This window comes from Bordetella genomosp. 6 (genome assembly GCF_002119705.1).
GTDB lineage: Bacteria > Pseudomonadota > Gammaproteobacteria > Burkholderiales > Burkholderiaceae_B > Bordetella > Bordetella bronchiseptica_F.
In genome coordinates this window covers 3,875,825-3,891,780 of sequence record NZ_CP021107.1, presented here as the reverse complement: position 1 = coordinate 3,891,780, position 15,956 = coordinate 3,875,825, and the positions used below count along the sequence as shown (strand labels likewise).

The 15,956-nt window shown below is 59.8% G+C and carries 15 protein-coding genes and 2 pseudogenes; 11 read left to right on the top strand and 6 right to left on the bottom strand.

All coding sequences use genetic code 11. From position 1 onward, the window contains the following. Position 1 precedes the first annotated feature (1 nt). Entirely contained in the window at positions 2-1,168 is a 1,167-nt protein-coding gene (locus CAL11_RS18335; protein WP_086093761.1) for an acyl-CoA dehydrogenase family protein, read from the bottom strand. Positions 1,169-1,361: 193 nt separating this feature from the next. Between CAL11_RS18335 and CAL11_RS18330 the strand changes: the two genes are divergently transcribed. The 4 genes from CAL11_RS18330 (at position 1,362) to CAL11_RS18315 (ending at position 3,806) form a co-directional block, all read left to right on the top strand. Beyond that, complete coding sequence (locus tag CAL11_RS18330; protein ID WP_033454855.1) at positions 1,362-2,045, top strand: hypothetical protein; 684 nt, start codon at positions 1,362-1,364, stop codon at positions 2,043-2,045. 68 nt (positions 2,046-2,113) lie between these two features. Beyond that, positions 2,114-2,851 (top strand): SDR family oxidoreductase, encoded by a 738-nt coding sequence (locus tag CAL11_RS18325; RefSeq protein WP_086093760.1) that lies wholly within the window; start codon positions 2,114-2,116, stop codon positions 2,849-2,851. 2 nt (positions 2,852-2,853) lie between these two features. Further along, entirely contained in the window at positions 2,854-3,189 is a 336-nt protein-coding gene (locus tag CAL11_RS18320; protein WP_086093759.1) for a DMT family transporter, read from the top strand. Further along, positions 3,186-3,806, top strand: a complete 621-nt coding sequence (locus CAL11_RS18315; RefSeq protein WP_086093758.1) for a TetR/AcrR family transcriptional regulator — start codon at positions 3,186-3,188, stop codon at positions 3,804-3,806. Before CAL11_RS18320 ends, CAL11_RS18315 begins: the two co-directional genes overlap by 4 nt. Before the next feature lie 55 nt (positions 3,807-3,861). Here CAL11_RS18315 and CAL11_RS18310 read toward each other — a convergent pair whose 3' ends face one another. Continuing rightward, complete coding sequence (locus CAL11_RS18310; protein ID WP_086093757.1) at positions 3,862-4,746, bottom strand: NmrA/HSCARG family protein; 885 nt, start codon at positions 4,744-4,746, stop codon at positions 3,862-3,864. Between the two features lie 107 nt (positions 4,747-4,853). Here CAL11_RS18310 and CAL11_RS18305 point away from each other — a divergent pair, with 107 nt between their 5' ends. The 5 genes and pseudogenes from CAL11_RS18305 (at position 4,854) to CAL11_RS18295 (ending at position 8,370) form a co-directional block, all read left to right on the top strand. After that, entirely contained in the window at positions 4,854-5,747 is an 894-nt protein-coding gene (locus CAL11_RS18305) for a LysR family transcriptional regulator (RefSeq protein ID WP_086093756.1), read from the top strand. 354 nt (positions 5,748-6,101) lie between these two features. Then, entirely contained in the window at positions 6,102-6,620 is a 519-nt protein-coding gene (locus CAL11_RS24430) for a hypothetical protein (protein ID WP_157668866.1), read from the top strand. A 61-nt stretch (positions 6,621-6,681) separates the two neighbouring features. Continuing rightward, positions 6,682-7,389 (top strand): hypothetical protein, encoded by a 708-nt coding sequence (locus CAL11_RS24425; RefSeq protein WP_157668865.1) that lies wholly within the window; start codon positions 6,682-6,684, stop codon positions 7,387-7,389. Positions 7,390-7,520: 131 nt separating this feature from the next. After that, positions 7,521-7,814 carry a hypothetical protein gene (locus CAL11_RS18300; RefSeq protein ID WP_244172832.1) on the top strand — a complete coding sequence of 98 codons (294 nt, stop codon included), beginning with the start codon at positions 7,521-7,523 and terminating at the stop codon, positions 7,812-7,814. A 181-nt stretch (positions 7,815-7,995) separates the two neighbouring features. Continuing rightward, positions 7,996-8,370 (top strand): annotated as a pseudogene (locus CAL11_RS18295) (helix-turn-helix domain-containing protein). A gap of 177 nt (positions 8,371-8,547) precedes the next feature. On the opposite strand, the gene CAL11_RS24525 reads toward CAL11_RS18295, so the two are convergent. After that, positions 8,548-10,269 carry an HNH endonuclease gene (locus tag CAL11_RS24525; RefSeq protein WP_208617560.1) on the bottom strand — a complete coding sequence of 574 codons (1,722 nt, stop codon included), beginning with the start codon at positions 10,267-10,269 and terminating at the stop codon, positions 8,548-8,550. 153 nt (positions 10,270-10,422) lie between these two features. Next, a complete protein-coding gene (locus CAL11_RS24420; RefSeq protein WP_157668864.1) occupies positions 10,423-11,043 on the bottom strand; it encodes a hypothetical protein in 621 nt (206 codons plus the stop codon). Between the two features lie 211 nt (positions 11,044-11,254). Here CAL11_RS24420 and CAL11_RS24415 point away from each other — a divergent pair, with 211 nt between their 5' ends. Next, on the top strand, positions 11,255-11,596 hold the full coding sequence (locus CAL11_RS24415) for a DUF6714 family protein (protein ID WP_157668863.1): 342 nt from the start codon (positions 11,255-11,257) through the stop codon (positions 11,594-11,596). A 349-nt stretch (positions 11,597-11,945) separates the two neighbouring features. On the opposite strand, the gene CAL11_RS24410 is transcribed toward CAL11_RS24415, so the two are convergent. Together CAL11_RS24410 and CAL11_RS18280 are read right to left on the bottom strand one after the other, a co-directional pair. Further along, positions 11,946-13,616, bottom strand: a complete 1,671-nt coding sequence (locus CAL11_RS24410; protein ID WP_157668862.1) for a hypothetical protein — start codon at positions 13,614-13,616, stop codon at positions 11,946-11,948. A 179-nt stretch (positions 13,617-13,795) separates the two neighbouring features. Beyond that, positions 13,796-14,330 (bottom strand): annotated as a pseudogene (locus tag CAL11_RS18280) (tyrosine-type recombinase/integrase). 368 nt (positions 14,331-14,698) lie between these two features. On the opposite strand from CAL11_RS18280, the gene CAL11_RS24405 reads away from it, so the two are divergent. After that, positions 14,699-15,943: a hypothetical protein gene (locus CAL11_RS24405; RefSeq protein WP_157668861.1), complete on the top strand. Its 1,245-nt coding sequence runs from the start codon at positions 14,699-14,701 to the stop codon at positions 15,941-15,943. The last annotated feature ends 13 nt before the right edge of the window (positions 15,944-15,956 follow it).

Below are 15,956 nucleotides of genomic sequence, written 5' to 3'. Positions count from 1 at the left end.
GTCAGCCTCGCGCCGCCAGCACGCTTTTCTTGATCGCGCGCGCCAGCACCACCCGCTGGATCTCCGAGGTGCCTTCGTAGATCTCGGTGATGCGCTGGTCGCGGTAGCAGCGCTCGGCCGCGCTCGGCTTCACGTAGCCGCGCCCGCCCAGCACCTGCATGGCGTCGTCGACCACCGTATGCGAGACTTCGCTGGCCAGCAGCTTGGCCATCGCGCCCAGCGTGCCGATATCCTCGCCCGCGTCGTACGCGCGCGCCGCTTCGTACACCATCATCCGCGACGACGACATGCCCGTCATCGCATCGGCCAGCTTGAAACCGATGCCCTGGTGATCGATGATGCTGCGCCCGAAGGTCTCGCGCGACACCGCGAAATCGCACGCCTCGTCATACGCGCACAGCGCGATCCCGTTGGCCTGCGCGGCCACCACCACCCGGCCGATCGTCAGCGTCGCCAGGGCCAGCTTCAGCCCATGGCCCAGCTCGCCCACCAGCGCGTCCTCGGCCACCCAGGTATCCAGCTTCAGGTTGGTGGTCGTCGTGCCGCGGATGCCCATCTTGTCTTCGTAGAAATCGACCGCCACGCCCTCGGCCTCGCGCGCCACCACGAACGCGCTGATATTGTTGCGCTGCCCCTCGGGCCCGGTGCGCGCGAACACGATGAAATGGTGCGAGTGCCCGCCATTGCCCAGCCAGCACTTCTCGCCGCGGATGCGCCAGCCCGCGCCCTCGCGCTCGGCGGTGGCCTGCACCGCACCCGCGTCCGAGCCCGCGCCGCGCTCGCTCAGCGCGAAATTCACCGCGCGGCCCTCGCGCGCCAGCCCGCCCAGCAACGCCGACTTCTGCGCCGCCGTGCCGCCCAGCAGCACCGGAAACGCGCCCAGCGACAACGCCGCCAGGATCGCCGCGGTCGACGCGCAGCCCTGGGCCACCGTCTCGACCACCGCGATCACCGAGGTCAGCGAAGCGCCGCCGCCGCCGTACTCCCTGGGCACGAACATCCCGGAAATCCCGCTCTCGCGCAGGGGCGCCAGATGCTCCTCCGGATAGCGCTGATCCCGGTCGATCTCCGCCGCCAGCGGCGCGAAAACCTCGCGCGTCAACGCCGCGGCCTTGTCCCGCCAGGCCGCCGCTTCCTGCGTCAGCGCCGGTTGCCAGATCCCATGCATAGGTTCGTCTCCGTGATACATACTACTCAGTATTTAATTTGCTGGAGAGAAAGATACTACTCAGTATTTGATAGCGGGATTGGGGGAAACCCGCATCATACGACCGGCCGCCTCGCCCGTTTGGCGGACAGCCCCGCGCGCCCCGCCGCGGCACAATCGAGGCGCACGCGCCCGCGGCGCAAGGGGAGGGAGCATGGACGCGGAAAAAGCCCTGGACCATGGCGCCTGGCAGAAAATCGTGCTGTACGTCGTGCCCGGCGCCATCGTCATCATCAGTTTCACCCTGGCCTTCGACGTGCACCAGCGCGTGCTGCAGAACGAGGAAGGCCGCTGGCTGGCCGCCGCCATCTTCCTGGTCTGCGTCGTCGCCATGGGCAGCCTGCTGGAAGAGCTGGCCGGCCGCTTCGAGGCGCGCTGGGTCGACGGCCGCCTCTACCCCTGCCTGCGCGGCCTGGCCAAATGGCGCCGCACCCTGGACCGCATCCCCGGCAACCGCCCCAGCCGCGCCGCCTACGTGCACAGCCTGTGCGCCGTCTGGGAGCAATACCTGGAACTGCCCGCCAGCCCCGCGCTTGCCAGCGTGCGCTGGCGCTATTACGAAAACCTCGTCATCCGTTACCGCGCCTCCATTGCGCTGGGCCTGGCCAGCGGGCTGTCGCTGCTGACCTGGGCGGCGGCGATCGCGCTCGCCAGCTGGAGCGCGGGCGGCTGGGCCGGCGCGGGGCCGCAGGGGTTCCGGCTGGCCGCGGCGGGCCTGTTCCTGGTCCTGGCGGCCTATCTGTTGCTGATCGAAGTGCCGTCGTCATGCGCCATCCTGCACTGGCACCGGGTGAAGCTGGTCCAGCGGTACCGCAGGCGCCGCGATGCGCTGCCTTGATCCTGCTTGACGCGCCAAGCCGGTTCCCGTAGTCTTTTATACCGATCGGTATAAAAGGAGCCGCAGACATGGAATTCCAAGGCAAGGCCGCCCTCGTCACAGGGGGCACGCGCGGCATCGGCGCCGCCATCGTCCGCCGGCTCGCGCAGAAGGGGGCCGCCGTTGCCTTCACCTACGCCAGCTCGGATCGGGCCGCCGCCGAACTCGCACGCGAACTCGGCGCCAGCGGGGCCAGGATCCTGGCCATCAAGGCCGACAGCCGCGACCCGCTCGCCGTCCGGGCGGCGGTGGCGCAGACGGCCAGGGAACTGGGCGGCCTGGACATCCTGGTCAACAGCGCTGGCGTATTCCCCGCCGGGCCCATCGAGGACGCCACGCTCGACGAGATCAACGACACGCTGGCCATCCACGCGGCGGCGGTCTTCGTGGCCTCGCAGGCCGCGCTTGCCCATATGGGCGAAGGCGGGCGCATCATCTCCATCGGCTCGTGCTTCGCGCAGCGGGTGCCGTATGGCGGCGTGACGCTGTATGCGATGAGCAAATCCGCGCTGATCGGCTTCACCAAGGGCCTGGCGCGCGAGGTCGGCCCGCGCGGCATCACGGTCAATATCGTCGACCCGGGCTCGACCGACACCGATATGAACCCCGCCGACGGCCCGACGGTCGACGCCGAGCTGGAACTCATGGCGGTCAAGCGCTACGCCCAGCCCGACGAGATCGCCGCCGCGGTCGGCTACCTGGCGGCGGCCGAGAGCCAGTTCATCACCGGCGCCTCGCTCGCCATCGACGGCGGCTTCACCGCATAGCGATGCCCATGCCTCCCCACACAGCCTGGATGCTCCTGGCGCTGGCCGGCGCGCTGGAAATCGTCTGGGCCCTGGCGCTCAAGCAGGCGGACGGACTCACCCGGCTGTGGCCCAGCCTGATCGGCATAAGCGTGGCCATGCTCAGCCTCGTCCTGCTCGCGCTGGCGCTCAGGCACCTGCCGGTGGGCACCGCCTACGCCATCTGGGTGGGCATCGGCGCCTTCGGCGTGGCGGTCTTCGGAACGCTGGTGCTGGGCGAGCCCATGTCGGCGGCCAAGCTGCTGTTCCTGGCGCTGATCGGCATCGGCGTGGCGGGCCTGCGGATGATCGAACCATGAGCGCCAAACCCGCATCCCCGCCCGCCCCGAAAATCGGCCGCCCGCGCGCCTTCGACCGGGACGCGGCGCTGCTGGCGGCCATGCGCACCTTCTGGACCCAAGGCTACGAAGGCACCTCGATCCAGGACCTGGTGCAGGCCATGGGCGTGAACAAGCCCAGCCTGTATGCCACCTTCGGCTGCAAGGAAGAAATCTTCCGCGAGGCGGTCGAGCTCTACGACCGCCTCGAGGGGCGCGCCACCTCGCAAAGCCTCGCCCAGGCCCGCACCGCCCGCGAGGCCGTCGAAACCATGCTGCGCGCCAACGCGCGCGCCTATGCCGTGGCCGAGGGGCCGCGCGGCTGCATGATCGTGCTGTCATCCCTGCTAGGCGCGCCCGAGAACGCGCGCGTGCGCGCGTTCCTGGCCGACAACCGCCTGGCCGGGGAAACCCTGCTGAAAGACCGCCTCGCGCAAGGCATCGCGCAAGGCGACCTGGCGCCCACCGCGGACATCGCCCAGCTGGCCGCCTTCTACACCACCGTGCTCGAAGGGCTCTCCATCCAGGCCCGCGACGGCGCCGGCGCGGACAAACTCGGCATGATCATCGATGCCGCCATGCTCGCCTGGCCGGCCTGACCCCGCCCGGCCGCGCCGGCGAACCGGGCGCGCGCGCGGGCGCCGCGATACCTCGCTACGGCCGCGCGCCGTTTTGCCCGGCCACCAGGTCCTGGACGTATGCGCGCAGCGAGCGCGGCTCGCGGCCCAGCGCCGCGCGCAGCGCAAGACTGTTGCCGCCCAGCCCATAGGCTCGGTAGTGCTCCATCACCTTGGCCAGCAGCTGCAACTGCGCCTCGCCATAAGGCAGGCGCGCATGCGCCGCCCATTCGTCGAAACCCGGCTGCAGCGCCGCGACCGGCGCGCCCAGCGCCTCCGACAGGGCCGCCACGACATCCAGGCGGCTGTACATGCCGGCGCACAGCTCCAGCGTCGCGAAAGCCAGCCGGTCCTGCGTCAACGCAATCGCCGCCGTTTCCGCGACGTCGCGATAATCCACCCGGGCGATGCGCGTGTCGTTGGGAAAGGGTTCGGCAAAGCGGCCATGATCGCGGATCGACGCCCACGCCAGGCCTATGTTCTGCATGAAATTGGCCGGGTGCAGAATCGTGTACTCCAGCCGGGAAGAATAAAGCGCATCCTCCACCGCAATCTTGCTGGCGTGGTTCGCCAGCCGGATATTGGTCGGCTGGATCACCGAAGAAAACACGAACTTGCGCACCCCGCTGCGCTGCGCCGCCTCCACCAGGGCCACCCCCATCGCCGCCTCGTCGGCGGCGAACGCCGGCCCGATATGAAACACCCCGTCCACGCCGCGCGCCGCCTCGGCCAGGCTGGCCGCATCGCGCAGATCGCCGATGGCGATCTCGGTCGCGCCCAACGCACGCGCCACCGCCGCGCGCGCCTCGTCGCGCACCAGCGCCCGCACCGCGACATCGCGCCGGCGCAACGCCGGCACCACCAGGCCGGCAAACTTGCCGGCCGCCCCTACAACCAACACAACGGATCGAGCGCTGCCCACTGGCTTCTCCCTGGTAACGATGAATCGATGCAGCCAGTCTAGATACTCGCCATGGGCCAAACAATACGCGCCCACAGTGAAGCTGAATCACGAAAATCGAGATAACCATGAGCCGCCTCGAAGACCTCGAAACCTTCATCCACATCGCCGAAGCGGGCAGCCTCACCCAGGCCGCGCGCCGCCTCGACCGCTCGCTGCAGGGCGTCAGCCGAACCCTGGCGACGCTCGAACAAGACCTCGGCGTCCAGCTCGTCCACCGCAGCACGCGGCGCCTCGCGCTCAGCGAAGCCGGCCAGGCCTACTACCACCGCATCAAACCCGCCATCGCCGCCATCGCCCAAGCCCGCCTGGAAGTCGCCGAGCGCCGCGCGGCGCCGTCCGGCACCTTGCGCATCGGCGCCCCGGTCCTCTTCGGACCCGACTTCCTCGTTCCCGTCATCGCCGACTACATGCGCGCCTACCCGCAGGTCCACGTCGACCTGCAACTCACCGACGACTTCGCCGACCTGGCCGGCGAGAGCCTGGACCTCGTCGTGCGCATCGGCGACCTGCCCGACTCCGGCCTGCAGGGACGGCGGCTCGGCGCCCTGCGGCGCGTCGTATTCGGCGCGCCCGCCTACTTCGCACAGCACGGCCGCCCCACGCATCCCGAGGAACTGCGCCAGCACGCCTGCATCGTCCGTACCGTCGACCCGCATCCGGGCCGCTGGGCCTTCCAGATCGCCGGCAAGCGCCGCACGGTCACCGTGCGCGGCGCCTTCCGCGCCAACACCATGGCGGCCATCTACAGCGCCGTCGGCGCTGGCCTCGGCCTGGGCTACTCGCCGCGATGGCAGATCCAGCGCCTGCTGGACGCGGGGCAGGTCGAAACCGTGCTCGAAGACTTCGAGCCCAGGCCGGTGCCCATCCACGTGCTCTGGCAGGAGAACAGGCTGATGCCGGCGAAAGTGCGGGCGTTCGTGGATTGTTTGGTGGCGGGGGGGAGGTTGGAGGGGGTGTAGGGGGCGACACGGAAGGCGCCCGTTTGTATGCCCGATGCTGTGCACTGTTTGGAACCGACAATGAGGGTGGTTGGCGGGCAGCCCGGGGAGAAATATCAGGTAGGTATGAAGGGCACGCTAGTAAACGCCGATATTTACCTCGACGCAAAGCGGAATGTTTAGTTGTACATTGCGCGCGGCTGAAAGCAACGTGTTTGGGTAGGAACGAGACGCGAACTTCACGAAGAGATGTAACATACGGCGCAGAGGAAGAAATAAAAATTCCGCTCAACCAATGAAAGCCGAGCGTCAATTGAAACCGAAGCGCTATGCGGCGGGAGTTAATTTAAGCTCTAGGCCCGAACGGGGAAACCAATGGAAGCTGCACTCTGGGGACTTCTTGGCACAATTGCCGGCGCTGCCGCAAGCATTGCGACTACTGTAATCGCCTCCCGAAATGCCGCCAATCTGCAATCCTCCGCAGCGATGCTAGAACGCAACGAGAAGGTAAGAGTATTCCAACTCGATACGCTCATTGAGTTGCAAGACGCTGTTCACGATGAGGTGCGGGCTGCGGTGCTCGTTTACCTGGCAGATGAAGCAGCTTTCCGAGAGACGGGTACATGGGGACGAAACCTTCTCGGTGAAGAACTTAACAACAAAGTGCTCTTAGCGAGCAGGCGAAGCCTTCTGCTTGCGCAACGTGTGGCTGACGACGGTCTGCGAGATCGTCTAAAGGCGTTACGAGCATTGCTTACGGAGATGCAAATGGCTCGTGATATTGGTGCCGCGGAGCGTGCGCATTTCGTTGCTATGGAGATGGGGACGTCTGTTATGGAGCAGATTGGCAGCATTGTTCGCTCGTTGTATTCGAGCGGCGAGCGTAGCAATTAATTCAAGCCGACGCCGCTGTGTAAATAGGTTTAACCCAGTTCTATAGATCACAGGATCAGTATTGGACAGCAAGAAGGCCGCCGCACTGAGTACCAAAATTGAGGAACTCGAATCCCTCATGGTCGCGTATGCGACCGATGGTAGAACATCTGATCAGCCGTACAGGTATCGTCGCCTATACGCTGAAATCACAGTGGAGCTCGAGGAGGCAAAGTACGCGAACCCGAATCCTCACAAATCGCTCGAAGTTTTCTATGCCTTCTGCAAGTTGAAGGCAATGGCGAAGTATGCTGAGCGCCGAGCCTATGTGAGTGAACTCTATGCTGAAGTCCTGCTTGACCTCAAGCGAGTTCAAAGCAACATGCCTACGCCAAAGGTGTGGGGTAAGGCAAATGCTGTGCTCGACGATGAGTTAAGCCCGATTCGCACTCAGTGGCTGAAGGCCAAGAACTTCATTTATGCAACTCCAAGTGATTATGAGAATTCTATCAAGGAGTCAATTGGTTCGGTAGAGTCTTGTCTTATGGTCTTGCTTAATGAACCGACAGGAACGCTAGGTAAGATCATCAAGCGCGCAAAGCTCGATGAAGACATTGAGCGATTAATCAGCCAGGCATACGGTCTGGCAAGCAACAAAGATTTTGTGAGGCACGGTGGCGTCAATCCGTCTTCACTTTCCGCACCGGAAGCAGAATTTTTTCTCGAGTTCGCGGGAACATCAATTCTCTATATTACAAAGAAGCTGAAAGGTGGTGGGCGTGATCTCTAACCTTTCATCGACGAGGCACCGGTTCGATAGAACATGCTGCAACTCGGCACAGAGGCGTTTGGAGTTTCAGCTTGCAGGCGACTTCTGGATGACACAGGCTTCCAGAATGTCGTGTAAGCCCAATCGAGGCCATGGGCATTCTCGGTTTCTTGCGCGAGCAGGTGCGGGGGGCCATGCTGTACCGCCTGGCCGGCCGTCCGCAGCGCGGGGTCAGGCGAATCGAGGCAGTGGCGGAGGAGGCCGGCGCGCAATTGGCGGCCACGGCGCCCAGGCCGAACAAGGATTCGGTGCGCGCGGCATTGCTGGTCGCGATCGCGCTCTATGTCGAATTGCGGGTGGACGAGCCGCCGTCTGAAGCGGTGAGCCGGATGCGGGAAGCGCTATATGACTATGTGGGCAGGCATGCTGGCGTTTCGTGCGAGTGAAGTTGCTAGGGCCGCGGTGGTAGAGGGGCCATGCCGCCTCAGATTGAGGCGAATGTCTGATTACGACCCAAAGCGGGCATTCGGCAATGCTGGTCCTCTTGGACTACTACTCGTAGTACGTCTACATCCGTAAAACGCGGACGACAAGATCGATGCCGAAACCGTAGAAGTGTAGTGAACCATGGACATCCGCCCGATCCGCACCGATGCAGGCTACAGGGCTGCGCTCAAGACAATTTCCCGGCTCATAGGGAATGACCCGAGCCTCTGCACGCCGGATGGCGACCGTCTGGATGTACTCGTCACACTCGTTCAGGCGTACGATGCCAAGGCGTTTCCCATCGACCTGCCAGACCCGGTGGAAGTCATCAAGTGCCGCATGGAATAAGCCAGCTTGACGGCGAAAGATCTCGAGCCGATGATCGGGAAGCGCAACCGCGTGTACGAAATCCTCAACCGCAGGCGCTCCCTGACGCTTCCCATGATCTGGAGGTTGCACAAAGGCTTGGGCATTCCTGCTGAAAACCTGATTCAGCCTTCAACGCACGCACTTTGATTGCCGGAAATCGGCTGGGTCCGTCTGGACGAACTGACGACGGCGCGTGGCGAACTGGGCTGCTGATCGAGCGTAGCCGGTCTTTCCTGGCCGAGAAGCGACTTAGCTGCCTACATCCCTGATGCGCGGCTGAGTGAGATGCGGGCGCCCACGCTCGATGGGCGGAAGGCGAGCCACTTAAGTGCCACTGTCCAAATTTTGGCCTGCTATTGTTGCTTTCAGTTGATCCATAGTTAGCCACTTTCGCCGCGAATGAACAACTCGATGACAATTCGAACAGAGTAAGACCAAGTCTGCCACTTTGGTCTTTTCGCCCGCCTCCATTGTGTGGACAGGTTTCGTGTGGTGCACATCAATGAGATTGGTGCCCGCGTCGCCATACTTCTTTGCAAAGTCAAAACCACACGCCGCGCAGAAGAGCCGTCCATGCTTCTTCAGCGCCTGGGCGTTTACCTCGGCCACGAGCCGCCTGTCTCGCTCCCTGTACCGGTGAATACGCGTAGCGATCTTTCCTTCTTCTGCTTCCTCAATGCCCGGCTCATCGGGTCCAGCCAAATCGACATCGGCCTTGTGTTCAACAATCCCCTGCCGAATGAATCGCGCCACTTCGGCTAGACGCTCAGGATCATCAGCAAACTGATCCCAAACCCTTAGCTCGTCGTGGTTGCCTCGCGTCAGGCCTGTCTTGCCATCAGACGTGTACGCTGGATCGAGACGCCGGAAGTTCATCAACTTCATGTAGACGCCGTTCGTGTTCCGGTAGGTCGTACTGGTCCGCTGCCCCAATACCGCGCCAAGCTGATTCAGCACCTCAGAAAGCTCCGCAATTGCCTGGGAGTCCTTCGCTGGAAGCGATCTACGATTGCGGATGTAGAGATCCAATGCGAGGATCAATTCATCCCTTGACCAAATGGCGTTGCGCCTGGCCATCCTCTCTTCGACCACCGCTTCATCAGGCTCCCCGCTAGTGAAGCTGAACGCCCAGGCGCGGATCGCTTCTTCTTCCCCAGCCAAGGCATGGTCCCAAATCGAGTGCGCTTGGCCAGGAAGCGATTGCGTATGCCGCAAGATGTTGTCGAAGTCATCGTCCGTCCACGCCCTTAGTTGTGCAGCACGCTGCATCGCCTCGAGGGGAAACGCCCAAGTCCTATTCTCTTGCGACCATGCGAGGTCAAACGGTTCTTCGGCCGTAAGGCCTAATGGAGGCAGGCCTGTCTGATAACACGCAAAGTCGATCCTAGACTGCACGCTACCGTGCACTCGGCCGTACTTCTGCATATCAGACAATCCGATAGCAGCGGCCGCTTCTTCATTCGTAAACAGTGCGATGATCCCATCGTTGTTGTTAGCTGCCTTTTTGAACCATCCTATCAATGCGGCAGTCCTCGTCTGGGTATCGCTACTAGATTGTGCGGGGGGGCCGGGCAAGGCATTCGGCAAACCCAAAGCGCGCCGGGCGTACCAAAGAGCGCGTGGGCTGAACTCTCCAGGATGATCTATGACGATTTGCTCATAGGAGATATCACCGTGGTTTGCCTCCCTAAGCGTGCGGAAACCCTCCGTGGGTCTCGGTCGGCAGACCGAATTTTCCGCAGCACCGATCAGTCCGCGATTGCGTAGTTGATCGAACGTACGGGTGGCGTGTCTAGATTGAAGACGCTTTATGGCGACATACTGGCTCACAGCCAGCACAATCTTTTCTTCAGCAGCGGAGAGGCTATTCAGGTTCAAGCCTGTCTTATCCGCGATTAGTTCGCGACCAAGCTCAACGGCCCGACGATCTAGCGCGCTCAGGACCTCGGAACTTAGGCGGCCTTGGGCGGCAGCGTTTTTCTTGAATTCCTGATGTTCCTCCCAGTCACCCAAGCCTGCAATTCTCCGAGCAATTTTTTCTTCCATCGGCTTTATATCCACGACATTGGTTAGCCACTCGCAGCTCCAGCACCATACAACAATTCTTTCAGCTATCCAAAGGCTGAAATCGATCCAAAGCAGACAGCCACTAACGTCGGAGTTCAGCGGCGGCCGAAAGTCGCCCGCTGCGATGAAGGGTTAGACGTCAGGGTATGTGCGATTGGCTTCGGCATTCAAATTCTCAAGAAGGTGCTCCACGTCATATAGAAAGCCGTTGCGGATAGCTATTTTGGTTCTTTCTAGACTTCCAAGCATGTGGTTTACAGGGACCTTGGTCTTGCCAAAGGTAAATGAAGTTGATGCAGACACTCGTTGGCGCTCGTTCACTGGACTGGCGATCACGGCGAAGAGCAAGGAGCCAAGTAGTGCTAACGGGAACTGCATCCTTCCGCTGAACGTGCCGATGTAGGGAGCGTTGACAAACTCCACCTTGTCCGAGAGCTCGCCGTCGTGGAGTAGAGAGCAGCGCATGACTTTGTAGACAAGATCTTCGAACCCAATGCGTTCGCTTGACCCGCTAGAACTCGAAATTTCGAACGAAAGTCTACCCGTTTTGGTCGGTGTTCCATTGCTTAGTGACCAGAGGATGAAAGGCAGGCTGTCTTTCAAGAATTTTTTACAGCGCTCAGAGGTCTTCTTTCCTGGATAGAGCTGCTTGGCTGTGCCGTCGATAGCAATTACAAGTTGTATGAACGCATTTTCGGCATCTCCTAGGCCGAGCTTGTCAGTGCACTCCTGAATTCGCGCAGCGATGGTCAATAGCGACTCTCCTGAGGTTTAACGCCTGAATTAGGCCGCGAAGCGACGTCGGCTTGAGTTGGCCATCATATTATGCGCAAGAAAATATAGCTGTCAGACTACAATTTCTCAATTCTTGGCCAACTTTTAGTCTGATACTTTAATCCTAGATTCGGGAAGGCTCCATATAGGAGAAGCTCACCAATGGACCGTCATTCACGGATCCAAGCACTTGAAGCCGCATTTCCGTTGCTGCCGCTACCGGAAATGTCGCTGCATCAAGCGTATCTGCTGGAACGATGCACAGGCATGGGAGATCTCCAGCGCCGAGTGGGTGGCAGCCGGGCGACAAGATGCCTGGCGCAGTTGGCAGGACTATAGCGACGATGAGTTGATTCGTTGTGAAGCGGCACTGGCCCATCTGCATCCGGCGGGCTGGGTCTACTACCTGCTTGCCTTTCTTTTGTTCGCCCTGCGGCATTGTGGAGTGCTGTCGTCGAACCCCGCTTGGTCACTGGCTAGCAGCGTTGTGTTCATCGTGACGCATCGCTCAGCCTACAGCTTGAGCCGGTAGCGGAGCCTATCGCCTGAGCGACGTGAAGCCATTGTTGCCTTTCTCCAGTATGTCGCTGTGCACGGAGGAGACAATGCCGCAGGCGCGGATAAGGCGCTGGAGCGCTACTGGAGAATGCTAAGGGTGTCTTGAGACCACGGTGGTCGGCACGGCGCAGGTTCGTGCGCGTCAATGATGTTAGGTCGAGTAAAGGGAAATTGAGTGTGCATCTACGGAGGGGCGCTATCCGACTCAAAGCGATCGTTCGTCCATTAGAAAAGAAAACTCCAGCAAAGTCTGAATTCACCGGATTGCGGGGCTTTTCGCACAGGTCTGGTGAAATGACTGGGGGCCGGCATCACAGGTGATATCAGCTCGCGCGGTTATCGAGATGTGACGGCAGCCAGCCTACAACAACGATTTGGCTCTCATCATCCCAAAAAAAGTAGAGTCGGAAACCGTATCGTCTATCTCGTGAGTCACTTCCCTTTAGATGTCGATCAAGAGGCCGGCGGCCCCCTCCATATTGGACAGAGTAAAGATCTGCGGCATATTTCACACCTTCGCCAGTCGCGCTGTCTTCGAGCTGAAGTGCATGTAGTGCTTCTTCATATGATCGCCTGCGTTCAGGTGTCCCTTCAACTCGCATTGGCACGTATTGATCACGAAGAAGCAACAGCGCGCGGTAGATAAATTGGGGGTCGTGAAACTCCGACTTTCGCACACCTTGATAAGCTCGATTAGCTATTTCAACTGATCCCGCCAAGTGCTCCTTGCACCAAGTTTCGAACTCATCCAATGTATCTGGGATTGGCGTTGGTTGCGGAGCGACAGACTCGGCGAGCCTTTTTTCAAGCAGCCGAATTCTGTGAAGTCGTTCCAGGGCCTGTGCTTTTGCAGAATTTGCCTCCTGCATAGCCGCCTCTCGCTCTGCGTCGGCGGTGAGAAGCAACCCGTCATACTGTCCCTTCTGCTCTTGAAGATCCTTCCGCAATTGATCATTGTCCTGCTCGAAGAGTCGAATCAATTCAGCGTCCGTGCCACCTGCCTTCCTAAGTCTCTCTCGCTCCATCTGTGCGGAAAGTTGGCGAACAGTGTTGAAACTAGGAAGTCGTTCTTCGCGTCCTGGTGCATGTGCCGCATTACTTAGCGATTGGTTCACCAGCCATTGCTCAAACTCTCCAGGGGCGGTCTCAGACCACGACGCTATTCGGTCAGGCAGAGCCAAAGGATGTTTAGATGGTTCGTCGACCCAAGCACGGAAGCCTGGGCGGTACGTACGCACAGCTTTCCTAAAAACTGATAACTCGCGCCCTACGCGATCAGTTAGGAGAAAACTGGCTGGCCCAGCGAGTACATAGACATGGGCGGCCCCAAGGGTGGCATTGTGCACCGAGTTGGCGGACGCGGCGGCCTCAGATGGATTGCTTGATCCATCAGGGAGCGCGAATACCAATACGTCGGCTTGTCGGTGTGGGTTCTCGAGTAAGGTGACTAGCTGCTCAACCTCGGAAGCAGTGGAAATCAACGATATGTCGCGCGTAAGGGGAACGCCATCGATTTCCGTTGGCCCATCGCCTATGATGGCACGTACAAAACCGGGAACGGTTCGCTGAAATGGTTCGTCAGCACCGCGACTAACGCAGATGAGGCGTGCTCCAAAGAGGGTGTCGCCGTTGGCGTCCATGCCGACACCGATTTCTGTCACCCACGTGCGTAGCGGTACGGTCTTGTCTGCATCGTCAAGGCGAGCAGCCCAAAATTGGTGCTCTGGTAGAGCAATTGCGGCAGTGCGTTGTGCGCCTATGTCAGTCAGTTCAAATGATTGGCCCCGCCATGCAGCGCCAGGAAGGTTACGACCGGCCCGACGATTCATCCATTTAAGGATGTGCTTGATGCTCTCAGTAAATCGGTCATGTCCTTTCGCCGGCCTAAGCTTTAACGTAACTTGGCTTACAGGTCGCACGACCGAGAGGCCTTCCCGCGGTTTTTCTGCAATAAGGGCTAGCTGTTCTTTGATGTCTTGGCTCGGTAGATTCATAGTCGTATGGGTGACGCCGAACGTTTGGGTACCAAACTAGAAAACGCAGCGACAGAAGAGTACGGGCTGGTTACCGTTGATGCTAATTGTTACCTTTTTACTGTATACCCTCGATTACGGCTTATGGCAATGGCTGGCCGCTACTGGCCGGCAAGCGACCGCTCGCCGGCCCGGATGTATCAAACCTCAGTTTGCTCAGTCAACTCAAGAGCATCGTCGACCTCTATGCCAAGGTAGCGAATTGTGCTTTCAAGATTCACATGCCCTAGCAGCAACTGTATAGCTCGAAAATTCTTCGTCCGGCGGTAGATCAGCGAGGCTTTTGTACGGCGCATAGTGTGGGTTCCATATGCGGTATCGTCGAGGCCAATCGATGCGACCCAGCGATGCATAATCCGGGCGTACTGCCGCGTTGACAGATGCGGCGACGTATGCAACCGGCTCGGAAACAGAAAATCCGCCGACTTTCGCCCTCGCGCCTCGACCCATGCTTCAAGGCTCTCACGGGTTTCCTCCGTGATCTCGAATTGAACCGGACGGCGGGTCTTTGGTTGCATGACGTTGGCCCTCGCGGCCACGTGGCTCCCGTGACGGATGTCCTGCACCTGCAATCGCGTGAGATCACACGCCCGAATCTTGCTATCGATTGCGATTGAACATCGCGAGTTTCCGGATGTGCGACGCCATCTGAAGTCTCGTTCGGATTGTCCAAATTTCTCCGAGCTTTAGGGGCGGCTTCTATGCGGTGAGTTTTCCCTTGTTCCATGGCGCACGACTGCCAACTGCGGCATTCTTGGATTCCATGACAATCTCCTTTCGAGTAAAGGGAGATTCAGTGTGGTCCTACGGAGGGGCGCTATCCGACCCAAAGCAGTCGGTTAAGATGGATTCCCGATGTGAGTCCAGGTCAGGAAATAAGGAGGTTATCTTTGCGATAGACGGATCGTCGCCCAATGGCAGAACCCCAGTGTTGGGGGATAGAGAGGCATAGCTTTCACGGGGATTACCGCATTTTCCTATAACCAGCCTGCTGATTGATAGGGCCAGCGTTGAGATAAAAAAAATAGACGGAGAGGACACATATGTTTGGAAGCGTCGATAAAAGCAAGGGCCTACTCTTTTGTACCTACGACCTGTCGAGTACGATTAGAAATGTGCAGGACACTATGCGCCAGGAGATCGAGAAGCTCGACGGCAATCGGCTCCTAAATACCGCACCCTCTGATCTGGCCACGTATTTTTTCGAAAAATTCAAGATTGTGCCTATCAGGTTGCTTCGTGATGAATGGTATGCGGAGACCACCGAAATTCAGGTTGATGTGCGGTACGACCGGAGACGCTACATTCCTGATACGAGCAGGCCCGCGCTAGTTCCTGGCGAAAGGACGGAGGTTCGTATCCCGTTCGAGGGAGACGCTAATCTCTTCTATTCACAATCGAATAAGATGACCATGAGCCCTCCGCGAGCGGTTATCACTGGCAATGAACTGGTCCTTCGTTATGAAAGCCCGGCAGACTCACCGCAAGAGGTGCGTCCACTGATTGATAGTGAATTGCGGGACATCGAAAGCTACATTAGCTGGCAAATACCGATGATCGAGGCACACAACTCTGCTTTGCCTAGCCTAGCACTTCAGGCGATCGAACAGCGAAGGGCCAGACTGCTTGCTCAGTCGCAGCGCGCCGCTGCTCTTGGTATTCCGGTAAGACGACGTGACGATGCGCCAAGGACCTATGCCGTCCCTATGATGCGTCGTAACGCCACACCATCCTTGCCTCCGGCTTCCTCTGCGCCGTTCACGCCGGAACCAACGTGGGCGATGGATCAATACGAACAGGCCCTGAAGATCATGCAGGACATGGCAGTTGTCATGGAGCGTAGCCCTAGGGCATTCAAGTCGATGAACGAAGAGGCACTGAGGCAGCACTTCCTCGTGCAGTTGAATGGCCAGTTTGAAGGCAAGGCCACTGGAGAGACCTTCAACATGGAGGGCAAGACCGATATCCTTCTGCGCGAAGGTGACCGCAATGTATTTATTGCCGAGTGCAAGATATGGAAGGGACCAAAGGCATTTGATGAAGCAATCAACCAACTGCTTGGCTACGCCACCTGGCGTGATGGAAATACGGCCATCCTTCTGTTCAATCGCGGAGTGGGCACTAGTACGGTTCTTGCAGGCATCGATACAACGATGAAGCAGCATCCCAACTTCAAGCGGTCTGTGAGCTGGCCTCATGAAAGCGGGTTTCGCTATATCTTAAGTAGCAAAGGTGATGCCAACCGGGAGCTCATTTTGACAGTGCTGGTTTTCCACGTACCGACTTAGTCGAACGACCATT

What these genes read in the sequence shown, in the direction of transcription:
- CAL11_RS18320 (WP_086093759.1), top strand. Translation starts at nt 2,854, where the DNA reads ATGCCCATGCCTCCCCACACAGCCTGGATGCTCCTGGCGCTGGCCGGC.
- CAL11_RS18335 (WP_086093761.1), bottom strand. Translation starts at nt 1,168, where the DNA reads ATGCATGGGATCTGGCAACCGGCGCTGACGCAGGAAGCGGCGGCCTGG.
- CAL11_RS18315 (WP_086093758.1), top strand. Translation starts at nt 3,186, where the DNA reads ATGAGCGCCAAACCCGCATCCCCGCCCGCCCCGAAAATCGGCCGCCCG.
- CAL11_RS24410 (WP_157668862.1), bottom strand. Translation starts at nt 13,616, where the DNA reads ATGAATCTACCGAGCCAAGACATCAAAGAACAGCTAGCCCTTATTGCA.
- CAL11_RS18330 (WP_033454855.1), top strand. Translation starts at nt 1,362, where the DNA reads ATGGACGCGGAAAAAGCCCTGGACCATGGCGCCTGGCAGAAAATCGTG.
- CAL11_RS18325 (WP_086093760.1), top strand. Translation starts at nt 2,114, where the DNA reads ATGGAATTCCAAGGCAAGGCCGCCCTCGTCACAGGGGGCACGCGCGGC.
- CAL11_RS24525 (WP_208617560.1), bottom strand. Translation starts at nt 10,269, where the DNA reads ATGGAAGAAAAAATTGCTCGGAGAATTGCAGGCTTGGGTGACTGGGAG.
- CAL11_RS18305 (WP_086093756.1), top strand. Translation starts at nt 4,854, where the DNA reads ATGAGCCGCCTCGAAGACCTCGAAACCTTCATCCACATCGCCGAAGCG.
- CAL11_RS24430 (WP_157668866.1), top strand. Translation starts at nt 6,102, where the DNA reads ATGGAAGCTGCACTCTGGGGACTTCTTGGCACAATTGCCGGCGCTGCC.
- CAL11_RS18300 (WP_244172832.1), top strand. Translation starts at nt 7,521, where the DNA reads ATGGGCATTCTCGGTTTCTTGCGCGAGCAGGTGCGGGGGGCCATGCTG.
- CAL11_RS24405 (WP_157668861.1), top strand. Translation starts at nt 14,699, where the DNA reads ATGTTTGGAAGCGTCGATAAAAGCAAGGGCCTACTCTTTTGTACCTAC.